22 protein-coding genes are annotated in these 25,683 nt (G+C 59.9%); 9 read left to right on the plus strand and 13 right to left on the minus strand.

Annotated elements, in window-relative coordinates; translation table 11 throughout:
- Position 1: 1 nt before the first annotated feature.
- Positions 2-337: a YtxH domain-containing protein gene (locus AC0QKW_RS15615; RefSeq protein ID WP_473152002.1), complete on the minus strand. Its 336-nt coding sequence runs from the start codon at positions 335-337 to the stop codon at positions 2-4.
- A 59-nt stretch (positions 338-396) separates the two neighbouring features.
- Entirely contained in the window at positions 397-756 is a 360-nt protein-coding gene (locus AC0QKW_RS15620) for a hypothetical protein (RefSeq protein WP_473152003.1), read from the minus strand.
- 117 nt (positions 757-873) lie between these two features.
- On the opposite strand from AC0QKW_RS15620, the gene AC0QKW_RS15625 reads away from it, so the two are divergent.
- The gene (locus AC0QKW_RS15625) at positions 874-3,084 is read left to right on the plus strand and encodes an S-layer homology domain-containing protein (protein ID WP_473152004.1); all 2,211 of its coding nucleotides are present in this window, start codon (positions 874-876) and stop codon (positions 3,082-3,084) included.
- Positions 3,085-3,113: 29 nt separating this feature from the next.
- Here the strand turns inward: AC0QKW_RS15625 and AC0QKW_RS15630 are convergent, their stop codons facing one another.
- The 3 genes from AC0QKW_RS15630 to AC0QKW_RS15640 form a co-directional block, all read right to left on the minus strand.
- Positions 3,114-4,862 carry a serine hydrolase gene (locus tag AC0QKW_RS15630; RefSeq protein ID WP_473152005.1) on the minus strand — a complete coding sequence of 583 codons (1,749 nt, stop codon included), beginning with the start codon at positions 4,860-4,862 and terminating at the stop codon, positions 3,114-3,116.
- Between the two features lie 321 nt (positions 4,863-5,183).
- Positions 5,184-5,990, minus strand: coding sequence for an RNA methyltransferase (locus tag AC0QKW_RS15635; protein WP_473152006.1), 807 nt, complete (start codon positions 5,988-5,990; stop codon positions 5,184-5,186).
- A gap of 51 nt (positions 5,991-6,041) precedes the next feature.
- Positions 6,042-6,755 carry a response regulator transcription factor gene (locus tag AC0QKW_RS15640; protein ID WP_473152007.1) on the minus strand — a complete coding sequence of 238 codons (714 nt, stop codon included), beginning with the start codon at positions 6,753-6,755 and terminating at the stop codon, positions 6,042-6,044.
- Positions 6,756-7,134: 379 nt separating this feature from the next.
- Between AC0QKW_RS15640 and AC0QKW_RS15645 the strand changes: the two genes are divergently transcribed.
- Positions 7,135-9,099: a hypothetical protein gene (locus AC0QKW_RS15645; RefSeq protein WP_473152008.1), complete on the plus strand. Its 1,965-nt coding sequence runs from the start codon at positions 7,135-7,137 to the stop codon at positions 9,097-9,099.
- A 41-nt stretch (positions 9,100-9,140) separates the two neighbouring features.
- On the opposite strand, the gene AC0QKW_RS15650 is transcribed toward AC0QKW_RS15645, so the two are convergent.
- Positions 9,141-10,013, minus strand: a complete 873-nt coding sequence (locus tag AC0QKW_RS15650) for a GGDEF domain-containing protein (protein ID WP_473152009.1) — start codon at positions 10,011-10,013, stop codon at positions 9,141-9,143.
- A gap of 282 nt (positions 10,014-10,295) precedes the next feature.
- Between AC0QKW_RS15650 and gcvT the strand changes: the two genes are divergently transcribed.
- The 5 genes from gcvT (at position 10,296) to AC0QKW_RS15675 (ending at position 16,788) form a co-directional block, all read left to right on the plus strand.
- On the plus strand, positions 10,296-11,393 hold the full coding sequence (gcvT, locus tag AC0QKW_RS15655) for a glycine cleavage system aminomethyltransferase GcvT (protein ID WP_473152010.1): 1,098 nt from the start codon (positions 10,296-10,298) through the stop codon (positions 11,391-11,393).
- A 284-nt stretch (positions 11,394-11,677) separates the two neighbouring features.
- Positions 11,678-12,070, plus strand: coding sequence for a glycine cleavage system protein GcvH (gcvH, locus tag AC0QKW_RS15660; RefSeq protein ID WP_473152011.1), 393 nt, complete (start codon positions 11,678-11,680; stop codon positions 12,068-12,070).
- An 84-nt stretch (positions 12,071-12,154) separates the two neighbouring features.
- Positions 12,155-14,182 (plus strand): chromosome segregation ATPase, encoded by a 2,028-nt coding sequence (locus tag AC0QKW_RS15665; RefSeq protein WP_473152012.1) that lies wholly within the window; start codon positions 12,155-12,157, stop codon positions 14,180-14,182.
- A gap of 239 nt (positions 14,183-14,421) precedes the next feature.
- The gene (locus AC0QKW_RS15670) at positions 14,422-16,470 is read left to right on the plus strand and encodes a caspase family protein (protein WP_473152013.1); all 2,049 of its coding nucleotides are present in this window, start codon (positions 14,422-14,424) and stop codon (positions 16,468-16,470) included.
- Between the two features lie 45 nt (positions 16,471-16,515).
- Entirely contained in the window at positions 16,516-16,788 is a 273-nt protein-coding gene (locus AC0QKW_RS15675) for an HNH endonuclease (protein WP_473152014.1), read from the plus strand.
- On the opposite strand, the gene AC0QKW_RS15680 is transcribed toward AC0QKW_RS15675, so the two are convergent.
- The 5 genes from AC0QKW_RS15680 to AC0QKW_RS15700 all read right to left on the minus strand — a co-directional run bounded on the left by AC0QKW_RS15680 (position 16,789) and on the right by AC0QKW_RS15700 (position 22,276).
- Positions 16,789-17,316: a universal stress protein gene (locus AC0QKW_RS15680; RefSeq protein WP_473152015.1), complete on the minus strand. Its 528-nt coding sequence runs from the start codon at positions 17,314-17,316 to the stop codon at positions 16,789-16,791.
- 206 nt (positions 17,317-17,522) lie between these two features.
- Positions 17,523-18,875, minus strand: coding sequence for a guanine deaminase (gene guaD, locus AC0QKW_RS15685; protein ID WP_473152051.1), 1,353 nt, complete (start codon positions 18,873-18,875; stop codon positions 17,523-17,525).
- A gap of 319 nt (positions 18,876-19,194) precedes the next feature.
- Complete coding sequence (locus tag AC0QKW_RS15690; RefSeq protein WP_473152016.1) at positions 19,195-20,034, minus strand: tetratricopeptide repeat protein; 840 nt, start codon at positions 20,032-20,034, stop codon at positions 19,195-19,197.
- Positions 20,035-20,205: 171 nt separating this feature from the next.
- On the minus strand, positions 20,206-21,681 hold the full coding sequence (glgA, locus tag AC0QKW_RS15695; RefSeq protein ID WP_473152017.1) for a glycogen synthase GlgA: 1,476 nt from the start codon (positions 21,679-21,681) through the stop codon (positions 20,206-20,208).
- A 127-nt stretch (positions 21,682-21,808) separates the two neighbouring features.
- Positions 21,809-22,276 carry a hypothetical protein gene (locus AC0QKW_RS15700; RefSeq protein ID WP_473152018.1) on the minus strand — a complete coding sequence of 156 codons (468 nt, stop codon included), beginning with the start codon at positions 22,274-22,276 and terminating at the stop codon, positions 21,809-21,811.
- A 468-nt stretch (positions 22,277-22,744) separates the two neighbouring features.
- Between AC0QKW_RS15700 and AC0QKW_RS15705 the strand changes: the two genes are divergently transcribed.
- A complete protein-coding gene (locus tag AC0QKW_RS15705) occupies positions 22,745-22,921 on the plus strand; it encodes a hypothetical protein (RefSeq protein ID WP_473152019.1) in 177 nt (58 codons plus the stop codon).
- Between the two features lie 319 nt (positions 22,922-23,240).
- Complete coding sequence (locus AC0QKW_RS15710) at positions 23,241-23,426, plus strand: Uma2 family endonuclease (RefSeq protein WP_473152052.1); 186 nt, start codon at positions 23,241-23,243, stop codon at positions 23,424-23,426.
- 315 nt (positions 23,427-23,741) lie between these two features.
- Here the strand turns inward: AC0QKW_RS15710 and AC0QKW_RS15715 are convergent, their stop codons facing one another.
- Together AC0QKW_RS15715 and asnS are read right to left on the minus strand one after the other, a co-directional pair.
- Positions 23,742-24,251, minus strand: coding sequence for a hypothetical protein (locus AC0QKW_RS15715; protein WP_473152020.1), 510 nt, complete (start codon positions 24,249-24,251; stop codon positions 23,742-23,744).
- A gap of 9 nt (positions 24,252-24,260) precedes the next feature.
- The gene (gene asnS, locus AC0QKW_RS15720) at positions 24,261-25,646 is read right to left on the minus strand and encodes an asparagine--tRNA ligase (protein WP_473152021.1); all 1,386 of its coding nucleotides are present in this window, start codon (positions 25,644-25,646) and stop codon (positions 24,261-24,263) included.
- Positions 25,647-25,683: the final 37 nt, after the last annotated feature.

Consider the following 25,683-nt stretch of genomic DNA (forward strand, 5'->3'; position numbering starts at 1 on the left):
CCTACTCTTGGGCAGAGCCATTAGTGGTGGCGGTCGGGGCTTTGATGAGCTGCTCGTACTCCTGGCGACTGGCCGCTTGCCCGGCGACGATCGCCTCTCGCAGACGAGTGAGAGTGTGTTCCCAGTTTACTAGAGCCGTCTCAGACAGGCGATCGGCCTGGAGGTAGACGGAGCTAGAAAGGTCTTCTACCAGCTCCGGTAGGGCATCGGCAGACTTTTTCAAAATGTGCCGGGTTTCACGCCCGGTACGGGGAGCCACCAGTAGACCGGCGACCGCACCCATGGCCGCGCCCACTAGTAAACCGCCTAAAAATCGACCAGACTGATTATCGCTCACAGTACACTCTCCCTAAGGGTGAGCCTGGGCAGCCAAGGCCACCCAAGGCTAAGGCAATCCTATCGTTTTTTGGTCTGGGCGACCTGCCCCCGAGGGCTAAACCGGCGAGGGCGGCTACCCAGGCCAACCCAGCGGCTGGCCATGGGCAATAGACTCACTACCGCTACCACCTGCTGCAGCTGGAGTAGCTGCCGTTGCAGCTGGGCGTAGCTCTTGCGCAGCCGCGCCGTACCCCGCTGCCCTAGCAAAATCGCTGGGGGAATGACGGCAGGATTGAGGGTGTTGTGGGTGCTGCGCTCCCAGACCACCATGGCATCGGCCACGGCCCCCAGGGTCTGGGTCAGCCGCCACAGCCGCCAGGCGACGTAAAAACAAAACAGCGCAATTCCTAAATTCAGGCTAACAGCAACCGCAATCACAGGTTTCGACCTATCCTTTTAGCTGGTTCAATCATAGCGATATTCTGTCGTAGCAATATTTTATAGCGATCTCCTGGGCCTGCTGCTGTAGCTCTCACTGCCATTAGGACACCCCCATTGGATACCTCTGCCAAGATTCTAGATGTTGACCCTGGCCGGGGGGTTGACCAACCCTCGGGCCGCCCCCACCTGCCCTACAAAACCCTGACCGCTGCCCTCGGTGCCGCCCAGGGCAGCACCTTGATCAGGCTGGCCACCGGCAGCTATAGCGCTGCCACAGGCGAACGGTTTCCCCTGACGCTGCCCGACGGGGTGCAAGTGACCGGTCAGGAAGCGGCCCAGGGCCAGGGGGTGGTGATTACCGGCGGTGGCCCTGGGCCGGGGAATACGTTGACCGCTCTGGTCATGGATGACCAGAGCGAGCTGCGGGGAGTGACGGTACAAAACCCCCAGGGGGTGGGGATTTTGATTGCCTCCGGCGCGCCCTCGGTGGTGGGCTGTCGGCTGAGTCAGTGCCAGGTGGGGGTGCAGGTGGGCGGCAACGCCCAGCCCCTAGTAGCCAAAACCCTGGTGGAGAATAGCGGCGATCGCGGCCTCAGTTTTGTCGATCGAGCGCGGGGAGAGGTGCAAGACTGCATTGTCGAGCGCTGCGCCACCGGTATCTACAGCGGTCAAACGGCGGCTCCGCTGGTGCGCAATACCCAGTGCAGCAACAATCAGGTGGGCATACAGGTGGCGGGCAGCGCCAGCCCGGTGCTGCGATTTAATCGCCTGGTGCAAAATCAGACTACTGGCCTGGTGGTGCAAGACAGTGGCCGCCCCGATCTGGGCCAGCCCGATGACCCGGCGGGCAACATCATTCGCTACAACCGCCAGGGCGATGTGCGCAACGACAGCCGCCAGGGGCTGGTGGCGGTGGGCAATGACCTAGTGCCCCAGGGGCTCACTGGAGCCATTACCCTGGCCGCTAGCCAGCGTCCTGACTTGACGGCGGTGCCGCCGATGCTGCTCAGCGATCGCCCTGCATCTCCCCCCCTTACTGAAGCCTCCTCTGGGGTATCTTCTGGTGCGCCCCCGGAGGAGACCTTGCCGCCCCCGGCACCAGTGGGGCCATCTCCCGCGCCGGTAGCGGTCCCACCGACTCGTTTTAGCGATCTGAGCAACCACTGGGCGGTGGCCTACGTCGAAGCGCTGGCCGATCGCGGTCTAGTGAAGGGCTATGAAAACGGCACCTACCGCCCCAATGACCCCATTAACCGCGCCCAGTTTGCGGCTCTGGTGGCGGCCAGCTACGGATCGACGGCGATCGCCCGAGAGGCGGTCGTCTTTCGCGATGTGCCCGCTGGCCACTGGGCCGCCAGCGCCATTGACATAGCCCAGCGCCGAGGTTTTTTGGGCGGGTATCCCGACCAGACCTTTCGCCCTGACCAGGGCATGGTGCGGGTGCAGGCGATCGTGGCGGTGGCGACGGGGCTAAAGCTGCCCCCCGCCCCGGCCAGCGTGCTGGGGGTCTACCGCGATCGCGCCCAGATTCCCAGCTATGCCATCGATGCCCTGGCGGCGGCCACCCAGGCAGGCCTGGTGGTCAACCACCCCGACCCGGCCCTGCTGCGGCCCCTAGAGACCATGACTCGGGCCGAGATCGCCGTGCTGATCTACCAGAGCCTGGTGGCCCAGGAAAAAGCGCCTCGATTGGAAACTGGGGGGGTGTCACCGCCGCCCGTGGCCACCGCCCGCAGTTCGTTTCCCGATATTCAGACCCACTGGGCCATGGATTTTATTCAGGGGCTGTTTAACCTGGGTCTGGTGCAGGGCGACGACGCGGGCCGGTTTAACCCCACCCAGCCCATGGGCCGGGCTCAGTTTGCCGCCCTGGTCAGCCGCGCCTTTGCCCCCGCCCCCCGCCGGCCCCCTCAGCTGTTTCGCGACGTGCCAGCGGGCTATTGGGGGGCGAGCGCTATTCAGGTCGCCTACCGGGGGGGCTTTCTCTCGGGCTTTCCCGACCAGACCTTTGGGCCTGAGAGTCCAATGCTGCGGGCCCAGGTGTGGGTGGCGCTGGTGGCGGGGCTGGCGCTGCTGCCCAACCAGACCGGCAACCGATCGCTGCTCAATCTGTACCGCGATCGCACCTTGATCCCCGACTATGCCGTAGATGCGATCGCTAAAGCGACCTATCTGGGGCTAGTGGTCAACGTGCCCGAGGTGGCTCTGCTCAACCCCAACCGGGTGGCCAGCCGCGCCGACGTCTGTGCCGCCGTCTACCAGGCGCTGGTGCTCCAGCTGCGGGCACCCCGCATTGACACGCCCTTTATTGTGCGACCCCGATAGTCTGGGGCCAAAATGGTTTGGCGCTGGAGCTAACCCGGTGGAATTTCATCCCGTGCGGGGGGGCGCTCGGTTGGGGCTAGGTTAACCGGCTCTGAGCCACCTGGGTTTTCCACGGCCCCAGAGGGCTCCATAGCCGGGGGGGCAAACTCTCCCGAATCCCCTGGGGACGAGCCCTCAGAGGGGGCAAACTCTCCAGCTGGGGTGGGCTGAGGCGTGTTGGCGTTACCCACGGGGGCCACCGGCTGGGCCATTTCGGCATGGATGGTTTCGGTCATGCGGCGGATCAGTTCGCTGGCGCGGCCATCGTTGTTGGGTCGCTGCACCAGCAGGGCCAGGGCATAGCGCTTGCCGTTGGGCACATCGATCAGGGCGACATCGCCCAGCATTGAGCCAATGTCGCCGGTTTTGTTGGCCCTGAGGGAGCGATCGGCGATCCCCGAAGGAATCAGACTGTCATTTTGGGTGCGCTGCATGATGCTGAACAGGCGATCGCGCGATCGCGGCGTCAGCAGCCCCCCCTGGTCAACCAGAGCCATGATCAACGCCAGATCTTTAGCGCTGGTCACATTGGTACCCTCTAGATCGGGCAGGGGGTTGCGCAGGAGAGTAGACTCTAGCCCCCAGGCGGCAAAGGTCTGGTTGAGCGCCTCAATGCCACCCAGGGCGGCAATCATCATATTGGTGGCGGTGTTATCGCTAATCACAATCATGCGAGTAGCCACTTCCAACGCGGTGTATTCGGTGCCGACAGCCTCGCCGCGCATATTGCCCGACCCGCCCGCAATGTACTCTTCTTGCAGCGTCAGAGCCTGGTTGAGCGCCAGGGTGCCCGCATCAACCTGCTGCAAAAAAGCAATCAAGATCTGCACCTTGATGGTGCTGGCTGCCGGTATCATCTCGGCCCCACCCAGATCGACGTACTGACCTGAGTCTAAATCGATGGCAAAGGCCGCCGGGGTTAGGCCAGGGGTCAGGGTAGCCAATCGTTCTAGCTCCCCCTTAAGACGAGTAATTTCGCTGGTCAGGCGCAGGTCTGTGATCGCACTAGCCTGAGTTCCCTGGGCCAAAACACCGACATTAGCGCCTCGCGCCTGGGCCTCTGGGGGCGCTCCAGACTGAGATGAGGCCACATTAACCGGATTGAGCACCGACAGCAGGGTGCCAGCGATCGCCGCTACACCCACGCCCAAGATCACTAGCCGAATCAGGTAGAGCAGCGGCAGGGGTGGGTTAGATAACCGTCGCCGAGCCTTCCCCAGCCGCGATGGGCGACGGTTTGTCGGCAGTCCGGTACCGGTGACAGCCTCCCCCAGGGATCGGTCAACCGGAGCGGGCGCTGAATTTGGTCGCTGCTTTACCCGCCTGGGGTCTGAGGGGCGCAGCACCGTAACGTTGGCAGGCAGAGGGCTGGGGGGCGAGGCCAACCCGGTGACAGACTGATCGCCCAGCCTAGGACTACCCAGGCCGGGCCGGGGCAGCGGAGTATTTTGAAATTGCAGACTGTGGGCAGCGCCAGGAGGGGCCTGAAAGCTATGGGGATGCATCTGTAGCGAATTTCTGCTGGCTGCGGCCATGTCTGGGGCCGAAATATTGCCCAGAGCTGGAGCGCCGGGGCGATCGCCCGAGGGAGTGGGGCCAGGAGCGGGCACCGGACGCCTAAAGCTGGGCAGCGAAGCGTTGCGGGCAGTCGACCGGGGTGGCTCAGCTGCCGCCGCTGGAGCGCCAAAATCTGGAGCTAGCTGCTGGTGCTGTCGCCACTGATTGCGACGTCGAGCCATGGGCGAAGGACGCTGGGTGCCGTCATTATCCCAGAGGCCACTCGCCTCGCCTGGTAGTTGAAGGCCATCTTGGGGAGGGTTAGGGCCCGGTGTAGGCTCATCCCAAGGCGACCTGGCATCGGAACGACCTGAGGCCGAAGAAAAGGGATTGCGAGAATCGTCGTACTGAGACATATATCCTGCCTGTGCCGTATGTGTCTTGGCCCATTACCTGGCTGACAGTTACCTAGGGTGCCCGCTATCTGGCTAACCCACTGCGGTCAGACCACCTAGAACGGTTCCTTCGCAGATGGGTTGCCCTTGGGTAATTTGATCTGTAACCTAACTGCCCGAGGGAAACTCCCCAGAGCCTCTAGCCCCCTTGGAGGAAGACTCTACCGCCCAGTTGACCTGGCGTAGAATGCCCCTAAGCATAGCTAACTCCTGGTGATCTGGCCCTGCCCGATGTAATAATCGCCGCAGCTTTGCCATCCGGCTGGCAGCGGTATGGGGGTAAAGATAACCGATTTTTAGCAAAAGAATTTCCAAGTCTTGATAAAACCCCTCAATCTGTTCCAGCGCAGCAGCGGGTGTATCGACGACGGGCGACTTCTCAGAGATAGCGGTTGCGGCGGGGGCCTCTGCCGTGGCGGCTCGGTGCATTAGATAACTGCACACCGCCACCGCCTGGGCCAAGTTGAGCGAGGGGTAGTCGTCGCTGGCCGGAATGCGCACCCAGCGCTGGGCATAGACCAGCTCAGCATTGCTCAGCCCCCGATCTTCGGGGCCAAAGATCAGGGCGGTGGCAAAGTGGTGGGCGGGGTCAGGGGGCAATAGCCAGGGTAGCGCCACTTCTGGGGGTTCTAGAGGTTGGTCTTGGCGGTGCAGACGACCGGTAGTGGCGATCGCCCGCTGACACCCCACCAGCGCCTCGGGCAGGCTGGCCACGGTGGTGGCAGCGGCGAGCACATTGGCCCCATGCACCGCCATCCGCCGGGCCGACTCGTCTCCAGGGTCGCACTGAGGGTTGACCAACACCAGGTGATGCAACCCCATATTCTTCATCACCCGGGCCGCAGCCCCCACATTGAGCGGCCCCGCTGGCTCTACTAAAACAATGCGAATTTGGTCGAGCTGCCAGAGAGCCATGGCGTACAGAGAGTTGTGGTTTGATCTGCGTCTCAAACCTACAACAATTCCCTAGCCCGACTCATCCTCAAACCGATAGCCAACGCCGGTCACTGTCTTGACAAAGGTGGGTTGCGACGAGTCGGGCTCGATTTTTTTGCGCAGGCGGGCGATATGGGTGTCGACCACCCGCTCGTCGCCAAAGAAATCTTCGCCCCAGAGTTTTTCGATCAGGTGGTGGCGGCTCCACACCCGACCGGGGTAGCTCATGAAGGTGGCCAGCAGGTCAAACTCCAGGGGCGTGAGATCGAGCAGCTCGGTCTCGCTGGGGGCAATTTGGCGCTGAGCGATGCGCTGGTCAAGGTCAAGGCTGAAGTGGGTGGTGCGATAGGTTTGGCTCGGAGCTTCTTGGCCGTGGCGCAGGCTGCGACGCAGCAGGGCTCGCACCCGGGCCACCAGCTCTCGCGGGCTGAAGGGTTTGACCAAATAGTCGTCGGCACCGGTAGAGAGACCGATGATGCGATCGATCTCTTCTCCCCGAGCAGTGAGCATGAGAATGTAGGGGTCTTTGGCCCCCGGCCCCTGGCGAATGCGGGTGCAGACCTCAAGACCGTCTAGCTTAGGCAACATCACGTCGAGAATGATCAGGTCGGGCTGGAGGGTCTGCTGGTAGCGCAGAGCCGTTTCGCCGTCTTCGCAGACCTCGCAGGTGAAGCCATCTTTCTCCAGGTAAAGCCGGATCAGACGGGCAATTTCGGTTTCGTCTTCGACAATTAGAATTAGCACCGCGACCTACTCTAAGTGACTTGTCAAAACCCTTCTCCCCAGGGTCGGCATCGCAACTCGCTAAGCTGGGAGCGCCCATGGCGGTGTGTCTCCCCCGTCACGGCCAACCAACCCTCTGCCCCTGGGCTTGGATTTACTTTATCTTGGCTCAGAATATCAACCTTGATCTAGCATACTCACTAGGGAAATCTCGACCGCAGCCCAATGCTCCCCTGAGCGTGGGAAAATTTCCGCACGAAAAATCCCCCCTTTCTGCTGGCCGCAATCAGCCTTGGGGTATGGGCAGGTTGGCTCAGGCTGACCGGGTTTCGCCAGGTCATTCGGGCGGCGGTTTGCGCTTTGGAGCATTGCTGTCTGGAGCAGTATCCACCGGTATTCTATGACCTCACTTTCACCGTTTATCTCTACGGGTTCGAGGGGCTTTGAGCTTCTCGAACAGGCCTTTGCCAGCTATCTCAAGGAGACTCATCTCTACCCTGGGCTCACCCAGATCGGCTGTTCTGAGCGATCGGGGCGGCTCTTATTGCTGGCCGATCACCCGGCACCGGAGGTAGGGGAGCCCAACGATCTGCTGCGGGAGCTGGAGGCGGCCTTTCGGGAGCTGGTGCCGACGGTGGGGCTGCCCGAGGCCGACTGGGCGCTGACAGCTGAGCTATCGGTACGCATTGCTCTCCAGCTTGTAGGAGCAACTCAGCCCTACGCCTTCCACACGTTCACTTGGCACCCTGAAGATGCCGCCCAGCTGCTGTTCCCCGTGGCCCCAGCCACCGATCGAACCGCCGCCGCCGAACATGGAGAAGAGTCTGCGATCGATGGCAGCTTGGGTGAGGCTGAGACGACGGGCTCCGCCGCTGGTCGGGCGGCAGGCAGTTCTCCTGCGGCAGCACCTGGCGCGAGTGTTCTTCACCCCGAGGAAGCGCTGCCGGCTATGGCCTCTTTTAGCGACCAGGCGCTGGCTCTGCCCGATGTGACTGTTCAACCGCCGCCGCCCAACCCATGGCTACAGCAGGGGCAGCACTGGGCCAAGCAGGGGGTGCGATCGCTGGGCTACTACTGGAGCTATGGCCTGGCGGCGCTCATTTTGGTGGGCAGTGGGGCCTTTGCCTATGCTCTGTTGCGGCCCTGTGTGGTGGGTAGCTGCGATCGCCTCGATCAGGCTAACGAGTTCTATGACCAGGCCCAAGAAACCCTGGCTGGTAGCTCTAGTGGCGATGACCTGGCGGCAGCCCAGGCCGACATTCAAACCGCCATAGATCTGCTCACCCCGATTCCCACCTGGTCATCTCGCTACCCTGAGGCCCAGGCCGATCTCCAGCGCTACGAGGGCAGCGTGGCCTCGCTCAACGCGCTGATCCAGGCCCAGGCGATCGCCCGAGAGGCGGCTAACCTGAGCCAAGACCCGCCCCACCCGGTCGAGCGCTGGGTGAAAGTGCACCTACTGTGGAAGCAGTCGATGGATCTGCTGGCAGACATTCCGGCTGAGAGCCCGGCCTTTGACGTTGCCCAGCAAAAGCTGCGGGAGTACCGCAACAACCACAGCGCCATTGGCCGCCGCATCGTGGCCGAAGAAGAAGCCGAAGCCAACTTTAGTACCGCCATTCAAACCGGCAACCTGGCCCGTCAGCGGATGGACACCGCCAACTCCCTGGCGGGTTGGCAACTGGCCGACAAAGAGTGGCAGGCCGCCATCAAGGGGCTGACGCTGATTCCCCAGGGCACCATGGCCTACGGCGAGGCCCAAGCCCAGCTTCGAGACTACCAGCAGCAGCGGCTGCGATCGACCAACCGAGCCACCCTCGAAGAGGCCGGTGCCCATCACTACAACCAGGCGGTACAGGCCGCCCGCGCCGCCGCCGCCTACGAAGCCAAAGGTCAGTGGACCCTGGCGGTAACCCAGTGGCGGCAGGCGGTGGGCAGCGCCCGGCAAATTCCCGCCGATACGATTTTGGCGGAGGAGGGTGCCGTGCTGCTAGAGACCTACCAGCCCGCCATGGCCAATGCCCAAAACCGTCTGCGCAACGCCGTCGCCCTGCAAACTCTGACGACTACCCTGGCCCAGCTCTGCGAACTCTCGGCTACCCCCTGCACCGTGCGCGAAGACCCCAGCCAAATTCAGGTGGTGCTGTCGAGTCAGTATGCCGAACCGCTGCGCCAGGCGATTACGCCCCCCGCCGCCGACGGCACCTTTGCCTTTACCAACCAAATTAGCGTCAGTACCCAGCAGCTGATCGAGCAGATCATCACGACCAGTCACCAGATCGATCGCCAGGTGGCTATCTACGATGCCCACGGCGGGTTTGTGGCTCGCTATCGCCCCGATCTGGGCGGATTTGTCAAAAATTAACGGCTTAAACGGTAAATAGCTGGCGCGGGCTCACTCGCAGCTCACTCTGGCACCGCCTGCGACGTGGGGGCTATCTGAATCTGGTTCTTGCCGCTCTTTTTGGCACGGTAGAGGGCCATGTCGGCCTGCTGATAGCTGTAGACCAGCCCCTGGTCGAGGCTGAGCTCACTGATGCCAATGCTGGCCGACACCAGCGGGCAGCTACCGGGGTGGCCCAGGGCCGGTAAGGGAATGGCTTCAATCTGCTGTCTGACCAACTCAACTTTGATTTTGGCCTCTGAGGGAGGGCAACCCACCAGCAGCAGGGCAAACTCGTCTCCACCGATGCGGGCAGCTAGATCGACGGCGCGAATGTGGCCACTCAAAATCTCTGCCACCGTTTGTAGCAGCTGATCGCCAACCACATGACCGTAGGTGTCGTTGATGTCTTTGAAGCCGTCTAGGTCGATCAACACCAACGTGTGGGCGATCGCGCTCTGGTGGGGTAAGGCAGCCAGGCTGGCTTCTAACCCCCGTCGGTTGGCAATGCCGGTCAGGGGATCTTGCTCCACCAGCTCACGGGTGGCCATGAGGTCTTTGTGGGTGTTGAGCATTTGGGGCACTAGACCCTTGAGCTGCCAGGCGGTGTAGAGGCTGACCGTGGCAGTGACCCAGCTCCAGCTGCCCTCCAGCCAGTAGTTGGCATGCCAGATATTCCACACCCGAATGCCGTGGCCAATGCCGCAGCTAAAAATAAAGGCGGCGAACAACAGCAGTACCGGGCGGATCTGAGCGGCAATATGTTGCCGGTTTAGCAGCAGCAGCCCTGGAATAGAAAAGTAGGCCACTAAAATTAGGCTGTCGCCGACCGCATGGAGAGACGTCAACCACGGATCCCACAAAAAGCAAGACCCGTGGGGCATTAGAGCAATCATAGGATGCACATTCGAGAAACACAGCCAGCCAGCCCGAGGTGACCCGTCATACCTACCCCCAGGCCCAGGATGAGGCAGCACTTTACGACAAAAACTTTTGTAACAGCAGGTTTTCTCAGCCTGGCCCCCAATTTTTGGGGGCCAGGGCTAGGGATTCCTAGCCCTGGCCAAAGGCGGAGTTTTGCCTGGAGGGAAACTACAAATACCAAGCTGGACTCGGTATTCCTCCAATCCGATGGTCATTTTGTCAGTAGACTCTGAGTTATTTTAGAGTTCCCAACTATGGCTTTGTTGCAAACCCCGCTGTATTCTGCCTGCGTTGAGCACCAGGCGCGTCTGACTGAGTTTGCTGGCTGGGCTATGCCGGTGCAGTTTAGCGGTATCAAACAGGAACACCAGGCCGTGCGCGATCGCGCCGGGCTGTTCGATATCTCCCACATGGGCAAATTTACGCTGACAGGGCCGGGAGTAATTGCCGCGCTCCAGCGACTGGTACCGTCTAACCTGGCTCGGCTAGCCCCTGGCCAGGCCCAGTACACCGTGCTGCTCAACCCCCAGGGCGGCATCATTGACGATTTGATTGTCTACCTCAAGTCGCCCCAGGGAGCCGCCACCGAGACCGTAGCCCTGATCGTCAATGCGGCCACCACCGCCAAAGACAAGACCTGGTTGCTCGACCACCTGGCTGGCACCGCCATCGATCTGGTGGATGAATCGCGCGATCGCGCTCTGCTGTCGATTCAGGGGCCAGAGGCCGCCGCTCTGCTCCAGCCCCACACCGACCTGGATCTGGCGGCGCTGGGTCGCTTTAGCCATGGGGAGGGGCCGGTGCTGGGGCAACCAGCCTTTGTGGCTCGCACGGGCTATACCGGCGAAGACGGCTTTGAGGTGATGACTGATCCTGCCACCGCCCAGACCCTATGGCAGGCGCTCATTGCCGCCGGGGTCGCCCCCTGTGGCCTGGGTGCCCGCGATACTCTGCGCCTGGAGGCCGCCATGGCCCTCTACGGCCAAGACATCGATGACAGCACTAGCCCCCTAGAAGCGGGCCTGGGCTGGCTGGTGCACCTCGACGAAAAGGCAGACTTTGTCGGGCGATCGGTGCTAGAGGCCCAAAAGGCCACCGGCGTCAGCCGCCGCCTGGTGGGTCTGGCCATGGCGGGGCGCCACATTGCCCGCCCCGGCTACCCGGTGCTACACCAGGGCCAAGTCGTGGGCACCGTCACCAGCGGTACCCTAGCCCCGACGCTCAATATCCCCATTGCCCTGGCCTACGTAGCGGCCCCGTTGGCCAAAATTGGCCAACCCCTCGAAGTGGAGATCCGGGGAAAAGGCCAGTCTGCAACGGTGGTGAAGCGCCCATTTTATCGAGCCGGATAAGCCGGTGCGTGGGCAAGGGCTCCTCAGGTGGCTCTGATGCCGGTGCCTACGGGCGCGAAATGTCTCGACTCGTGGCACACTGGCACTGGATTGTGTGTGTCATTCAAGACAAGCGATGCTGGGGCGACTTCTGGAAAAAGTTTCTCCTCGGGTGGGCAGTGCTCGCCCTCCAGCGACTCCAGATGCCAAATAAAGCTGGTATTCTCTTTCCTGGCAATCTGCTTAGCTACTGCACCATCCTTATTTTTCTGGGCAACGTTTTCTGGGCAATGTGAGGTTATGCCATGGCATTTGAATATCCTGAAACGCTGAAATATCTTGATAGCCACGAGTATGCCCGCGTCGACGAAGACGAGGGCATCGTCACCGTGGGCATTACCGCTTTTGCCATCGATCAGCTGGGCGACATCGTGTTTTTAGAGTTGCCCGAGATTGGCGACAGTCTTGAGAAGGGCGAAAAATTTGGCACTGTGGAGTCGGTCAAAGCTGTAGAAGAGCTCAAGGCCCCGCTCTCTGGGGAGGTGCTTGAGCGCAACGAGGCCCTGGTTGAATCTCCAGAGCAGATTGGCGACGACCCCTACGGCGACGGCTGGCTGATCAAAGTTAAGGCCACCGATCTCGACGATCTCGACGACACCCTGACCGCTGACGAGTACAAAGACCAAGTGGGCGGCTGATGACTTTCCCTGGCCCGTTCGCAGCAGTGGCCATTGCGTTTCTCAAGCGCATGGCTATACTGAGGCTGAGTTTAGGACAAGGGCATGGCTTTAAACCCAAATACCCCTGAGCGATCGCCCCACCCAAAGGCCGAGGCGAGGCTACGTCGACCGACAATCCGGCCAGGAGCGCGCGCTCCTGAGATGCCCGCTGTCGCTCTGCCCACTGAGGCCCTGCCCGCCGACCACGGGGCCTATGGGGCTCATTACGATCCCCTGGCTGAGCTGCGCCAGCAGGTAGCCGGTGGGCAGGGGGCAGAGGCTCCACCCCCAAAGCCGCCGCTAACCCCTCTACAGCGCCTGGCACAACAGTGGCCTATGTGGACGGTGGGTACCCTGGTAGCGGTGACGGGGGTGGGGATATTTTCGGCCATCAGTCTGTTTCGCATTCCCAACTTGCCTAACTGTCGGGCGATTTTTTGGCCGACAGCATCGGCCACCACTCGGCTGCAATGTGCCGAGGCCTATGCCGATCAGGCCAGTGTGGAGGGTTATCTCGATGCGATCGCCCTGCTAGAGTCGCTGCCCTCAGACCATCCCCTGCGCGGCGAGATTGACCTGCGCATCGAAGACTGGTCTGAAAAAATTCTTAACCTGGCGGAAAATGCCTTTCAGGCGGGGGATCTATCCGGCGCCATTGGCATGGCTCGCCGCATTCCCAACCACACGGCGGCGGCCCAGATGGTCACCCAGCGGGTAGGCGAGTGGAATGAGATTTGGCAGCAGGCCGAGACGATCTATCAGGCCGCCGAGGCCGACCTCGGTCAGCTGGCGTTTCAGGATGCCTTTGCCAAGGCAATTCAGCTGCTCACCGTGGGCAACACCCACTGGGAAACCGTTAAGTACGACGAGCTGACCGGCAAAATCACCGCTGCCCGAGACGATCTCAACGAACTGGGACGGGCCAAGGAGCTAGCCCGCCAGGGCACTCTCAAGGCCATGGAAGAGGCGATCGCCATTGCCCAGGGCATTGCCGCTGACAGCCCCGTGCACCGAGAGGCTCAGACGGTGCTACGAGAATTTGGCCAAGACCTGCTCGATCTGGCCGAGGACGCCCTCGATCGGCGCGATGCCGTGGCCGCTGGGCAAATGCTCGACGCGATTCCGGCTACCCTAAACCTGGGCGACTCGATCGCCGACATGCGCACCCTAATCGACGCCAGCCAAATCTCCTGGCAGGGGGGCCTGTCTGGCCTAGAGGGCGGCATTGTGCGGCTCCAGAGCATCAGCGCCGATCGCCCCCTCTACGGCAAGGCCCAGGCCCTCCTGCGCCGTTGGCAAAACGAGGTGGCAGGCCGCACCCAGCTAGAGTGGGCGCGCCAGGTGGCCCTCCCCGGTACGGTCAGCGATCTCCAGGCCGCCATCATTGCCGCCCAAGAAGTTTCGCGCTCCAACCCGGCTTGGGAAGATGCTGAAACCGAGATCAGCCGCTGGCGAGGGCAAATTGAAACCGTCGAAGACCGCCCAATCTTGAGCCAGGCCGAGCAGCAGGCCCAGGTGGGAGATCTGGCTGGGGCGATCGCCACCGCTCGCCAGATTGGCTCGGGTCGTGCCCTGCACAGCGAGGCCCAGCGACAGATTGGTGAGTGGCGAGCCGACTTGCAGCGGGCAGAGGATGGCCCCATCTTGGCCCAGGCGCGGCAGCTGGCGGCCCAGGGTCGCCTCAGCGAAGCGGTTGCCCTGGCGTCGCGCATTGGCTCGGGTCGGGTGCTGTACAGCGAGGCTCAAACTAGCATCGACACCTGGCGGGGGCAGCTCCAGGGGCAGCAGCTGCTAGGCCAGGCCTACCAAACCGCCCAGGCAGGCACCGTCAGTGCCCTGGCAGAAGCGGTGCGTCTGGCCCAACAGGTGCCCCAGAGCAGCCCCCAGCATGACGAGGCTAACCAGGCTCTCACCCGGTGGAGCTGGGATATTCTGCGGCTGGCAGAGACAGAGGTTTTCTCGAACCCCAGCCGGGCGATCGCCATAGCCGAAGCCGTGCCGGCCCAAACCGAGGCCTACGCCCAGGCCCAGCTACGCCTGCGGGAGTGGCGCGCGACCCTAGCCCCCCAAGAGGCGATCACGCTGCCCTAGGGGCTGTCATCAACTGAGCACCTATTGCCCTAAATTTGCCCTAAATTCAAGGGTTACAGCCCCTAGCCTGTGGGCGGGGGCGGACGTGGCAAGGCTGATCCCACCAGGGTATCGGCTGAAATTGATGACAAGCCCTAAGATTGCTCCGGCAGATGGCAAGGGTCAGTGTTCTAAGCCCAATGGCCATCGCTATACTATGGCAGGTGTTTTTCCCGCCCTCCCAGAGGTATATCCCAGGCATGGCAAGCCACTGGCCCATTATTGTCGGCATCAATCAATATCATGCGCTTCAGCCCCTGATGTACGCACAGTTCGATGCTCTCGAACTGCGAGATTTTTTGGTCAATGAGGTGGGTTTGCCCGCCGAGTACTGCGCCCTGCTGACCGATGTGGCGTCGATGGTGTATCAGGGGGCGGCGGCGCCCACCCGTGAGGTGATCTGGCAGCGGCTGGTGCAGAGCTGCGATCGCGCTGGCCCAGACGATACCCTGTGGTTTTTCTTTAGCGGCTATGGGGTGCAGTGGCAGGGGCAAGACTACCTGCTACCCATCGACGCCGACCCCAACCGTATCGAGCAGACCGGCATTTTGGTTGAGGCGGTGCTGTCGCAGCTGAGCCAGGGCAATCAGCGCCAGTCGGTGGTCATGCTCGACATCAACCGCCACCAGAGCGCCCTCAGCGCTGCCCCCGGCAGCGGCGGATTGGGGACTCAGTCCCTGACTCTGGCCCAGAGTCTAGGCGTACCCCTGGTGCTCTCCTGCCAGCCAGACCAATTTTCCCAGGAGACGCTGGCGGTGCGCCACGGACTCTTTACCGAGGCGTTGATCGAAGCCATGCGGTTTCACGGCTGTCTCACCCTGACCCAGGTGGTCGACTATCTGAGCGATCGCCTGCCGCAGCTCTGTCAACACCACTGGCGCCCGGTGCAAAACCCCGTAGCGGTCATTCCTCAGGGGCAGCAGTATCTAATGCTAGTGCCCCCCAGCCTGGTGGGCCAAATGCCCATTAGAACGCTGCCAGATTCCGAAGAGTCGTTCCCTGACAGGGCTGAGGGCGATGGTTATACCCCATCGATCTCCCCCAGCTGGCCGATTTCTCCAGGGCCGATTCCTCCCGAACCCAGTGAGCTAGATCCCATTTCTGCCCAGCCTCCTGACCAGAGCGGGGGGCGGCCCTCGCCCGAGCCTGCCGCTGATGAGCAGCCGACGTCTTCAAGACCGGCCCCAGAGCGGCTACCCAAGCCGTACCCAGAAACCTCTCCAGATCGACCTCTAGAACCCGGCGATTCCCCCATTGCATCATCCCCGGCTCCGGCCTCCTCTGCTTGGCAGCGATGGGCTATGGCCTCCCTGGGCCTGCTGCTGTTAGGGCTGCTGGGGCTGCTGGGGCGAAACCTGAGCAGCTTTCGCCGCCCAGCTGCAGCACCTGAGGCGATCGCCCCTTTATCTCCTGATGTGCCCCAGGCTCCCATAACGTCTCCAGCCGAGGCCCCGGCCCCCGCAGCCCCGACTCCAGAACTGGTTGAGCCCCTATTTCCAGGCACGGCAGTCAGCGGGGCCGAAGCCCTCAGCCAGGCCCGCAGCGCCCTCAGTCAGCGCCAGTTTGGTGAGGCCCTGGGCTGGCTCAGGCAGATCCCTGAGGTCGAGCGCCCGGCTGACTATGAGGCTCTGGTCACCCAGGCCGAAACCGGCTACGCCAGCGCCAGTTTCAGTGGCAACGCCGCCCTCGACGAAGCCCGCCGCCTGATCGAGCCTCTATCGGCCTCGCTGTTTAACGATGCCATTGAGCAGGCCCGCCAGGTGCCCGTGGGCGATCCCGCCTACGACCAGGCCCAGGTCGATATTCAACGCTGGAGTCAGGTGATTGTTGACCTGGCCGAGGGCCGCGCCGCCTCGGGCGATCTAGGAGGGGCGATCGCCGCCGCCCAGCTGGTACCCGAAGACCAGGGTGAGACCTGGGGGCAGGCCCAGGCCCAAATCCAGCGCTGGGAGCAGCGGCAGATCAATCGCCAGCTCCTGCAAGAGGCCCAGAGCGTGCTTCAGCCCGACCAGGCCACCTCGTTTCAAGCGGCGATCGCCCTGGCGCAGCAAATTCCCCCCGACTACCCCGAGTCGCCCATCGCCCGCGATCGCATCGACCAGTGGAGCCGAGACATTCTGGCTATCGCCCGCGCCCGGGCCGCCGATGGCCAGATTCCTGGTGCTATCTCTGCCGCCAATCTGGTGCCTCCCGGCACCGGAGCCTACGACCAGGCCCAGGCCGAAATTCGCCAATGGCAAGGTCAGTAGCTGGCTCAGCGTACCCCCGTTTACCCTTAGCCTCTTCTGTACGCCATGCCCTGTCAGTTATGCCATCGCCCCGTCACTGACCTCACCGAGCACCATCTGGTGCCTCGCCAGTACACCCGGCGACGCAGACTACCCACCAGCGCCACTGTGCTGCTGTGCCGCCCCTGCCATAAGCAGATCCACACCCTCTTTGACAACTCCACCCTGGCTCGCAAACTCAATACCCTCGACCAGCTCAAAGCAGAACCCAGGCTACAAAAGTTTGTCGCCTGGGTTCAAAAGCAGCAGCCCCACAAGCAGATTAGAAGCTATCGCTAGCTAGACCCTGGCGCTGGCCGTAGCGGTGGCGCTGGCCGTAGAGGGACGCTCTACGGGGTGCATTACCATGACTGAGCAGTTGGCATGGTGCATGACATAGTTGCTGACGCTACCCAGCAGGATCTCGCTCAGCCCTCGGCGACCGTGGCTACCGACAATAATCAGGTCAGCTCCCCAAGAGTTGGCCACGTCGCAGATCATCGGCGCCGGTTCCCCCGAACCTTGGGAAAATTCAGCTGTGACCCCCCTGCTAGTGGCGCGATCGAGCTCCTCTCGCAGGCGGGCAACGCCCTGGGCTTCAAACTCTTGCCAGCGTTTTTGGTAAAGCTGCCAGGTAGAGTCTTCGAGCACCGGGTAGTAAGCCTGGTACGAGCGAATAGGAACGCCAGGACTACCCTCCTCGTAGGCGGAGAGCACATGCATCAGCATGAGCTGAGCCTGGGTAGCCTCGGCTAGGCTAAGGGCGCTTTCAAAAATCTCTTGCCGGTGGGCAGAGTTGTCGAGGGCGACGAGAATTTTTTTAAACATGGCGGTGAGTCTCCTGTTTTGCAGGCCCGCGTTTTTGGCTCTCTGTTCCCCGTTCACAGATTGAATTGAGGGGAAATATAGCGGTAGAGAATGTAGCAACAGAGTCAGCGATAGAGCCAGGCCAGGGGCGATCGGCTACTCTCCTATTATAAAAAATAGGCTCCCCAAGATTGATCGCCGTAACAATGCCTTACGCGACCTGGGCCTTACGCAGCCTGGCTATAGGCTAGCTCTCCCATGATGTAGGTGGCGGCAACGGCGCGATCGCCCCCCATGATCACCAGCGAAAACAGCAGATCTTCCACTTCCTCAAGGGTATGGGGCATATCGCCCCCATTGCGCAGCGCCAGCAGCGGAGTGGCCCTGGGGTCAAGCACGACAAAGTCAGCTTCATTACCTGGGTTAAAGCTGCCCAGCTGGTCTTCCAAGCACAGCGCTCTGGCCCCGCCCAAGGTGGCTAAAAACAGCGATTTAAACGCCGAGAGTTTTTGCCCCCGGAGCTGCGCTACCTTATAGGCCTCGTTGGTGGTTTGCAGCATTGAAAAACTGGTGCCCGCCCCGATGTCAGTCCCCAAACCCACCTTGACCGGGTGCTCGGGATCTTTAGCCTGCTCAAGACGAAATAGCCCGCTGCCAAGGAACAGATTAGAGGTGGGGCAAAAAGAAATTGCCGCCTTAGCCGCTGACAGCCGCTGAAATTCGGCGTCGGTAAGCTGTACCCCGTGGGCAAACAGCGATCGCTCTCGCACCAGCCCCGTCTGGTCGTACACATCCAAGTACCCGCCATACTGCGGAAACAGCTCTTTGATCCAGACCACCTCGTTGACGTTTTCTGACAGGTGGGTGTGCAAATATACATCGGGAAACTCATCTAGCAGGCGCGCCGCCAGCCTCAGCTGCGCCTCGCTGGAGGTGCCCGCAAAGCGAGGCGTCACCGCGTAGAGCAGTCGCCCCCGCCCGTGCCATTTCTCAATCAGCGCCTTCGACTCGTCGTAGGCTGACTGGGCCGTATCGCTGAGGTAGTCTGGCGCATTGCGATCCATCATCACCTTGCCGCTGATCATGCGCAGGTGGCGGGCTTCGGCAGCCTCAAAAAAGGCTTCTACGGAAGCGGAAAACACCGCTGCAAACACCAGGGCCGTCGTAGTGCCATTTTTCAGCAGCTCATCGAGAAAGACCTCCGCCACCGATCGCGCATAGGTCGGGTCAGCAAACTTGCGCTCAGTGGGAAAGGTATAGCGGTTGAGCCACTCCAGCAGTTGCTCGCCGTAGGCAGCGATCATCCCCGTCTGGGGGTAGTGAATATGGGTATCGATAAAGCCAGGGGTAATCAGGCAGCCCCGGCGGTCAATCAAAGGTATATCCCCCAGCTGCGGCTGGAGTTCTGCATAGGGGCCGATCGCCTCAATGTAGCCCCGGCGCACCACCAGCAGCCCATCGGCAATGTAGCGCACCGCCTGAGCCACCGGTTCATAGAAAGGATCGCCCACACAGTCGAGCAGTGCCCCTCGAATGGCGACGGTGCCCTCTGCCCCTGGCTGTGCCCCTTGACTCGCTATGCCCACACCCCAATCTCCAACATGGCTGGATGAATCATACTCTTCCCAAGAAAAAAGAGCGAACTAGGGGCTGTCATCAATGAGTCGCCTATGGCCCAAAGATCAGAGGTTGTGCTAAATCCTGCTTGCCTGCCCTCGATTCAGCAGGGTGAACAGCGGTAAGGCCTCCGGCCAGGCTACGCCAACGCCCTACAGGTTGGCCGGTTGGGCATCAGGGGTATAGAATTCGGATTCGGTATTACAGCCCCTAGCCTGTTGTTTGAGTCGGGCGTGGCAGGGCTGGTCTCACAAGGGTTTTGGTTGCAATGGTTGACCTGCCCTAGGGCGCGTCAACCATCTGCTGAAACTTGGGATGATCGCGCAGGCCGTCAAAATGGGCGTCAATTTGCACCATCACCCGGTAAACATAGGGGCTGAGCACAAAAGTACGGTAGAGGTTTTTGAGAGTTTGCTCTAGATCACCCGCCATGGCGCAGGCGCGGGCTTTGCCGTACCAGGCGTTGGGGTTTTGGGCTTGGTAGCTCAACGAGGTGTCGAAGCTATCGATCGCCTCTCCGTAGCGCCCCAGCTGAATCAGCACCGTGCCGCGCTGGTTCCAAAGGTAGTGGGCGTTGGGCTTGAGGTCGATCGCCTTTTGCAGCGCTTGCAGCGCCTCCTGGTAACGGTGTAGCCCCCCCAGAGCCACCCCCTGGTTGTAGCGGGCGCGGTGGTCTTGGGGGCTCAGCCGCAGGCTGCGCTCAAAACTGACGATAGCATCGGCGTAGCAGCGCAGCTGGTTTTGGGCGGTGCCCAGGTTGTACCAGGCCTTGTTGTCGTCGGGGGTGAGCTTGACAGCCCGCTCTAGATGGGTAACGGCGGCTTCGAAGTGGCTGAGCTTGGCCAGAGCATGGCCCTTGCCGTGCCAGGCCAAACCATGGTCAGGGCAAAGGGCGATCGCCCGGCTAAAGCTCTCGACAGCAGCCTCATACTGCTTCAGCGCCGCTAGGCAAAAGCCGTGCAGGGTCCACACCTCATAGTCACTGTCATTCAGGGCGATCGCTTCCTGAAACCGGCCCAGGGCATCGCCGTAGCGGCCAATGGCATAGAGGGCATCGCCCTGACCACGGAGCAGCTCGGCCCGGCTGAGTTGAGGCCGCTGAATGTCAGAACTCAAGGACATACACAGTTGGCGTTGGTCAACGCATAGAGAATGAACCTACTCCAAGCTTGCCCAGTTCTCTAGGGGCGATCGCCACGGCAACCCCAGGTCAAGCTCCGGTTGATTTCCACCGCCCTCTTGGTCAAACCTGCCATCTAGGATCCTAAGGATAAACAAACCGACTAGCACCCGCTATTTGTGCCGTATGTAGTCATACAGTGCCACATACTCTTCACCCGGATGGTGCCAAGAAAAATCGTAGGCCATACCCTGCTGGGCAATTTGGCTAAAGATCTCGGGCGCGTTTTTCCAGGTGTCAAAGGCACGGTTCATCGCCGACTCCAGGGCAACGGTATCGTCTTGAAAGAAGACAAACCCATTGCGTTCCTCCGGCTCATGCATCGTGTCATAGTCCCAGTCAAACACCGTGTTGACCAGGCCCCCCACCCCGCGCACAATGGGCACCGTGCCATAGCGCAGGCCAATCATCTGAGTAAGGCCACAGGGCTCAAAATTGCTGGGCACCACAATCATGTCAGCCCCGGCGTAGATCAAATGGGCCAGCTCTTCGTTAAAGCTGAGCTCTAGATGCACATCGGGGTTGTCATTGAGAAAGAGCTTTTCGTGCCAAAACCAGTCGTTGATGGTCTTCTCAGTGGCCGAGCCCAGCAGCACAAACTGCGCCCCTCGCTCCAGGGCGTAGTAAATGGCGTGGTGCACCAGATGCACTCCCTTCTGATCGTCCAGGCGACCGATAAAGGCCACCAGAGGTTGATCGCTCTGACGCAGCAGTAGGCGATCGCGCAGTTCCTTTTTATTTAGCGCCTTGTCCTCAAACGTGGTCAGGCCATAGTGGTGAGGAATATAGCGGTCTGACTCCGGGTTCCAGACCTCATAGTCAATGCCGTTGAGAATGCCCGAAAACTTCTGCTGGTGCGTATGGAGAGTGTGCCCTAGACCAAAGCCCTGGGGCGTGTGCTGGGCCTCCCAGGCGTGGTAGGGCGACACGGTGTTGACATGGTTGGCATAGGTAATCCCTCCCTGCATAAAGTTGAGGGAGAAGGGGTTGAAATTGTCCCGCAGGCGACCGTACTCGAAATAGTACTCTGGCCGGTTTAGCCCCGTCGCCTCAAGGATGTCAACACCCCCAAAGCCCTGGTGCTTGAAGTTGTGGATGGTGTACAGCACCCGCTGAAACTCCATGCCGTTGTACTTGTAGATCTCGTAGAGCATGACCGGTATCAGCCCCGTCTGCCAGTCGTGGCAGTGAATCACATCAGGGCGCTTGTTGCTGCGCAACAAAAACTCCAGCGCCGCCTTGCTAAAAAAGGCAAACCGCATCGGGTCATCGTCGCAGCCGTAATAGCACCCCCGATTAAAAAACATCTCCCACGACTTGGGCTCAATGAAAAAGCACAGCCGCCCGTGCACCCACCCACAGAGCACATCGCAGAGAATATCAGTGCCATACCAGGGCACCACCAGATCGCAGTAGGCCTCGTGCAGACCCCAGATGTGGTCGTAGCGCATGCAGTCATACTTGGGCAAGATCAGCTCAACGCAGTGTCCCCGATTCTCTAGCTCCCGACTGAGGCCATAGACCACATCCCCCAGACCGCCTGCCTTAATCACCGGAGCACATTCCGAAGCGATCTGCACAATATACATAGCGGCTCTCCGAGACCAAAGCTCATTTTTAATGCCCCCATTCAATCAGGATGTTGGAGCGTAGGCAAGGGGCGTAGGGATGAGAGCAATATCAGGGTAGCGAAGGACGACATGGACCCCTCACGTGCTAACTGTTCCCTTCTGCCTTGAGCTGCTCCAGCGCTTGCCAGCGAGTCTCCAGCTCCTCTCGCTCCTGCTTCAGGCTGCGCTCCAGCTCTTGAATTTCATCACGGCGGGCGGCAGTTTCTAGAGCACGGCGCTCAACCTCCTGACTCTTTAGGGTGAGCGACTGACGCCACCGCTCCGCCCGCTCGATTTCTTGCTCTAGGGCTTCGGGGGTGACACCGCAGGCCAAATAGTGCTCAACTAGGCCCAGTACCCACGGGGTGGCATCTTGCACCGAGGCGATCTGATTGAGGTTGTCCAACTCTAGCAATACCAGATTGCCCTCCTGAAAAGCCAGCAGCCGGGTTGTCTCAACCAGACGCTCAGTAGTCAGCCGTGACCAGGTGGCGTCAGAGGTCTGCTCAGCCAGCAGCAGCAGCTCTGCACCACCTAAAAATGCTTTTTTTTGAACCTTAGCCAGGTATTGCATTAGCGATTAAATCCATACCCTTATGGCATGAGTATAGCCGGTAAACTCTAGGCTTTAGGGGCTTATCTCCACTGTTAGAGTCAGCCCAGCCCATGGCGCTACCGACCGTAGAAATGCGGATTTTTCCTGCTGCTTTTTGTGGCGATAGGGTGAACAAGTCGGTTATACCGCCGATGCGGCGAATTGTGCCTATGACTAGAATCGAACAAACATACTAAGTTGAAGCGGCTTATTTAAAGCTTCTTTATACCTGTAGCAGTTCTCATTCGAGTGAGGTATATCGGTGCGAAAATCTGCATGCCCCAGTCTCTCGGAGTTACAGTGCCACTCGATACCCCCCTTGATTCTTAGATTAGGGCGGGGCGTGGAAGAGCCTTAAGATGCTTCACCAGGATAGAAATTGCCATAAATCATCGGCTTGGTTATGATCAGGCCCGTCAACTGTTTGACCCATCAGAGTGCGTTACCATGTCTAATCTTGAGCAGACCATCGAGAAAATGTTTGCGGCCCGTCGACTCACGCGTCACGACCAACAGCAGTTGATGGCGATGTTTTCCCAGCGCGACTTGAGCCCTGGAGATGCAATTTTGATCAATCGGGTCTACGAAGCTCTCAGCCAAGGAAAATTGCGGGTGGTTGATTAAAGCGGCCCCCGGCACCCGGCAGAGTTTGGCACGGGTTCATTAGGATGACAGCCAACTGCCTCTGTCCTGGCGAATAGTCGAGATTGGCACGAGCTAAAATCCAACGCTATTGGGGGTGCCACTATGTGCACTCCGCTAAGGAATGTGGATTTATTAAGGTGAAATTCTTGGGTAGGGGCGAACGGTTGTTCGCCCTCACAGAGAATTGAACCGTCACAAGTTATTTAATCCACGATCCTAAGCTCATCAGCCTGCCCCCAGAACCAGCGAACCCGAACCCAGCAGTGCGGTAGGTGCGATCGCTCCTGCCGCACTGCCCATCCTTGACCCAGAAGACATATTTCTGGTGATTGAGTTTTCAAACAGCAGCCTTGAAAAAGACACCAAGGAGGAGCGGCTGGTCTACGCCCAAGCTGGTCTGGCTGACTATTGGGTGGTCAACCTGTGTGACCGCTGCGTCATCCTCTACCGAGATCCCTCAGAGGGCGACTACCAATCGGAGTAGAAGATCTACTCAGGAACCATAGCGCTGTTGGCCTTTCCCGATGTCGTCATCCACATCAATCAATTTTTAGATTAGGCAGCGGTCTGGCGCTTCTGCGGGCTACTGTCCCTAGACCCGGCACTTGGCACGGGCTTACTTTGCAGAGCCAGATCAAGTTTTTGTCAGTTAACCAGCTTATTTTCTATAGTTTGCAGTCCACATAGCATTTCCTGATAGTAAGGGACAAGTCAGAATCTGAGATTGCCGCATAGCTAGGATCCCAAATCCTTTAATACATTTCACTAAGCTAAAAAGGCTGTATAACTTTTAAGGCCTTCATAAACGATTTTTCAAAGCATGCGCGAGGCGAGCTGGATAAATATCACTAAGGTTAGTATCGAATCTAGGCTTTTCTACACCCTTAAGTGTCCATTGCGCAATATTTCCAGCTTCAATCTGTCTTAATAGCTGATCGATAGACTTAGCTAGCTCCGCTGCTTTTTCTGGATGATTCAAAATGGTTTTCTCGAACTCATCCAAATCATCATTGAACTTTTTCTTGAGCCCGTTGATTACTTGGATAAAATAATTAAATTGTTCGTCACCAGCTTGCCTGAAGTTTGTAAATGGTAAAGATACGACCTTAGAATGAGAGTTCTGTACAGGTAGCTGTTGCCTATGTGCTAAATCTTCACGAATCACCTCAGCGATACGATATGCCTCACTTTCTGTATAGTCTGCGTCATGTGCATCAGAGAGGCCCAGATGTGCTGCTTTTTTAGTAATTGCAGAAACTGTGACCGACTTTCCTTTGAAGTAAAGCTTTTTAATGTCGTTGCGCTTCATTCAAGTCTCCTAAAACTCGATGCTGTCGGGGGTGCGGGGGAAGGGGATGACATCGCGGATGTTGCCCATGCCGGTCATAAACTGCACTAGGCGCTCGAAGCCGAGGCCAAAGCCCGCGTGGGGCACGGTGCCAAAGCGGCGCAGATCTAGGTACCACCAGTAGTCTTCTACGGGCAACCCGGCCTCCTGAATGCGGCGCTCCAGCACGTCGAGCCGCTCTTCCCGCTGGGAGCCGCCGATGATTTCACCCACCTTGGGGGCCAGCACGTCCATGGCCGCCACCGTCTTGCCGCCGTCGTTGAGGCGCATGTAGAAGGCTTTGATGCCGGTGGGGTAGTCGGTGACAATGGTTGGCTTTTTGAACAGGTCTTCAGCTAAATAGCGCTCGTGCTCTGACTGGAGATCGATGCCCCACTCAACCGGGAACTCAAATTTTCGATCTGTCTTTTCTAACAGCTTCACCGCCTCGGTGTAGGTAATGCGCTCGAAGGTGTTGTTGATAATGTTGTCGGCTGTGGATAGCACCGAATTATCGATGCGATCGTTAAAGAAAGCCATATCCTCCGGGCACTGCTCTAGCACCGAGTGGAAGATGTATTTGAGAAATTCTTCGGCCAAATCCATATTGCCTACTAAGTCGCAGAAGGCTTGCTCTGGCTCTACCATCCAAAACTCGGCCAGGTGGCGCGAGGTGTTGGAGTTTTCGGCTCGAAAAGTGGGGCCAAAGGTGTAGACATTGCTAAAGGCCATGGCCATGATCTCGGCTTCGAGCTGGCCGCTGACGGTGAGGTAGGCGGGCTTGCCAAAGAAGTCTTGGCTGTAGTCCACCGCACCGTCTTTAGTTTTGGGAGGATTCGCCAAATCCAGCCCGGTGACGGCAAACATTTCCCCCGCGCCCTCGCAGTCGCTAGCGGTAATGATCGGGGTGTGCATCCACAAGAACGCACGTTCGCGGAAGAACTGGTGAATCGCCTGGGCGCAGGCATTGCGCACGCGAAAGACTGCTCCTAGGGTGTTGGTGCGCGATCGCAAATGCCCCAGCGTCCGCAAATACTCAAAGGAGTGCCGCTTCTTTTGCAGCGGGTAGGTTTCGCCATCAGCGGTGCCAAACACCGTGATGCTCTGTCCCTGCAACTCCACCCGCTGGCCTTTGCCGGGCGACTCCACCAGGGTGCCGCCAATTTCCACTGAAGAGCCGGTGGTGAGGTCTTTAACAACAGTGTCGTAGCCCGCCAGATCGGCACTCAGCACCACCTGCAAGCCCGCCATCGACGAACCATCGTTCACCTCCACAAAAGTGATGCCTTTGGCCTCGCGCTTGGTGCGTACCCAGCCCTGAATGGTGGTGCTTTGGCCCGGTTCGCCAGCGTGCAGAATGTCTCGAATGCGGGGCATAGTCGTGGTTGCCGTAGGAGGTTTGGTGAATTGTTAT

The sequence above is a fragment of the Pseudanabaena sp. PCC 9330 genome, assembly GCF_055795045.1.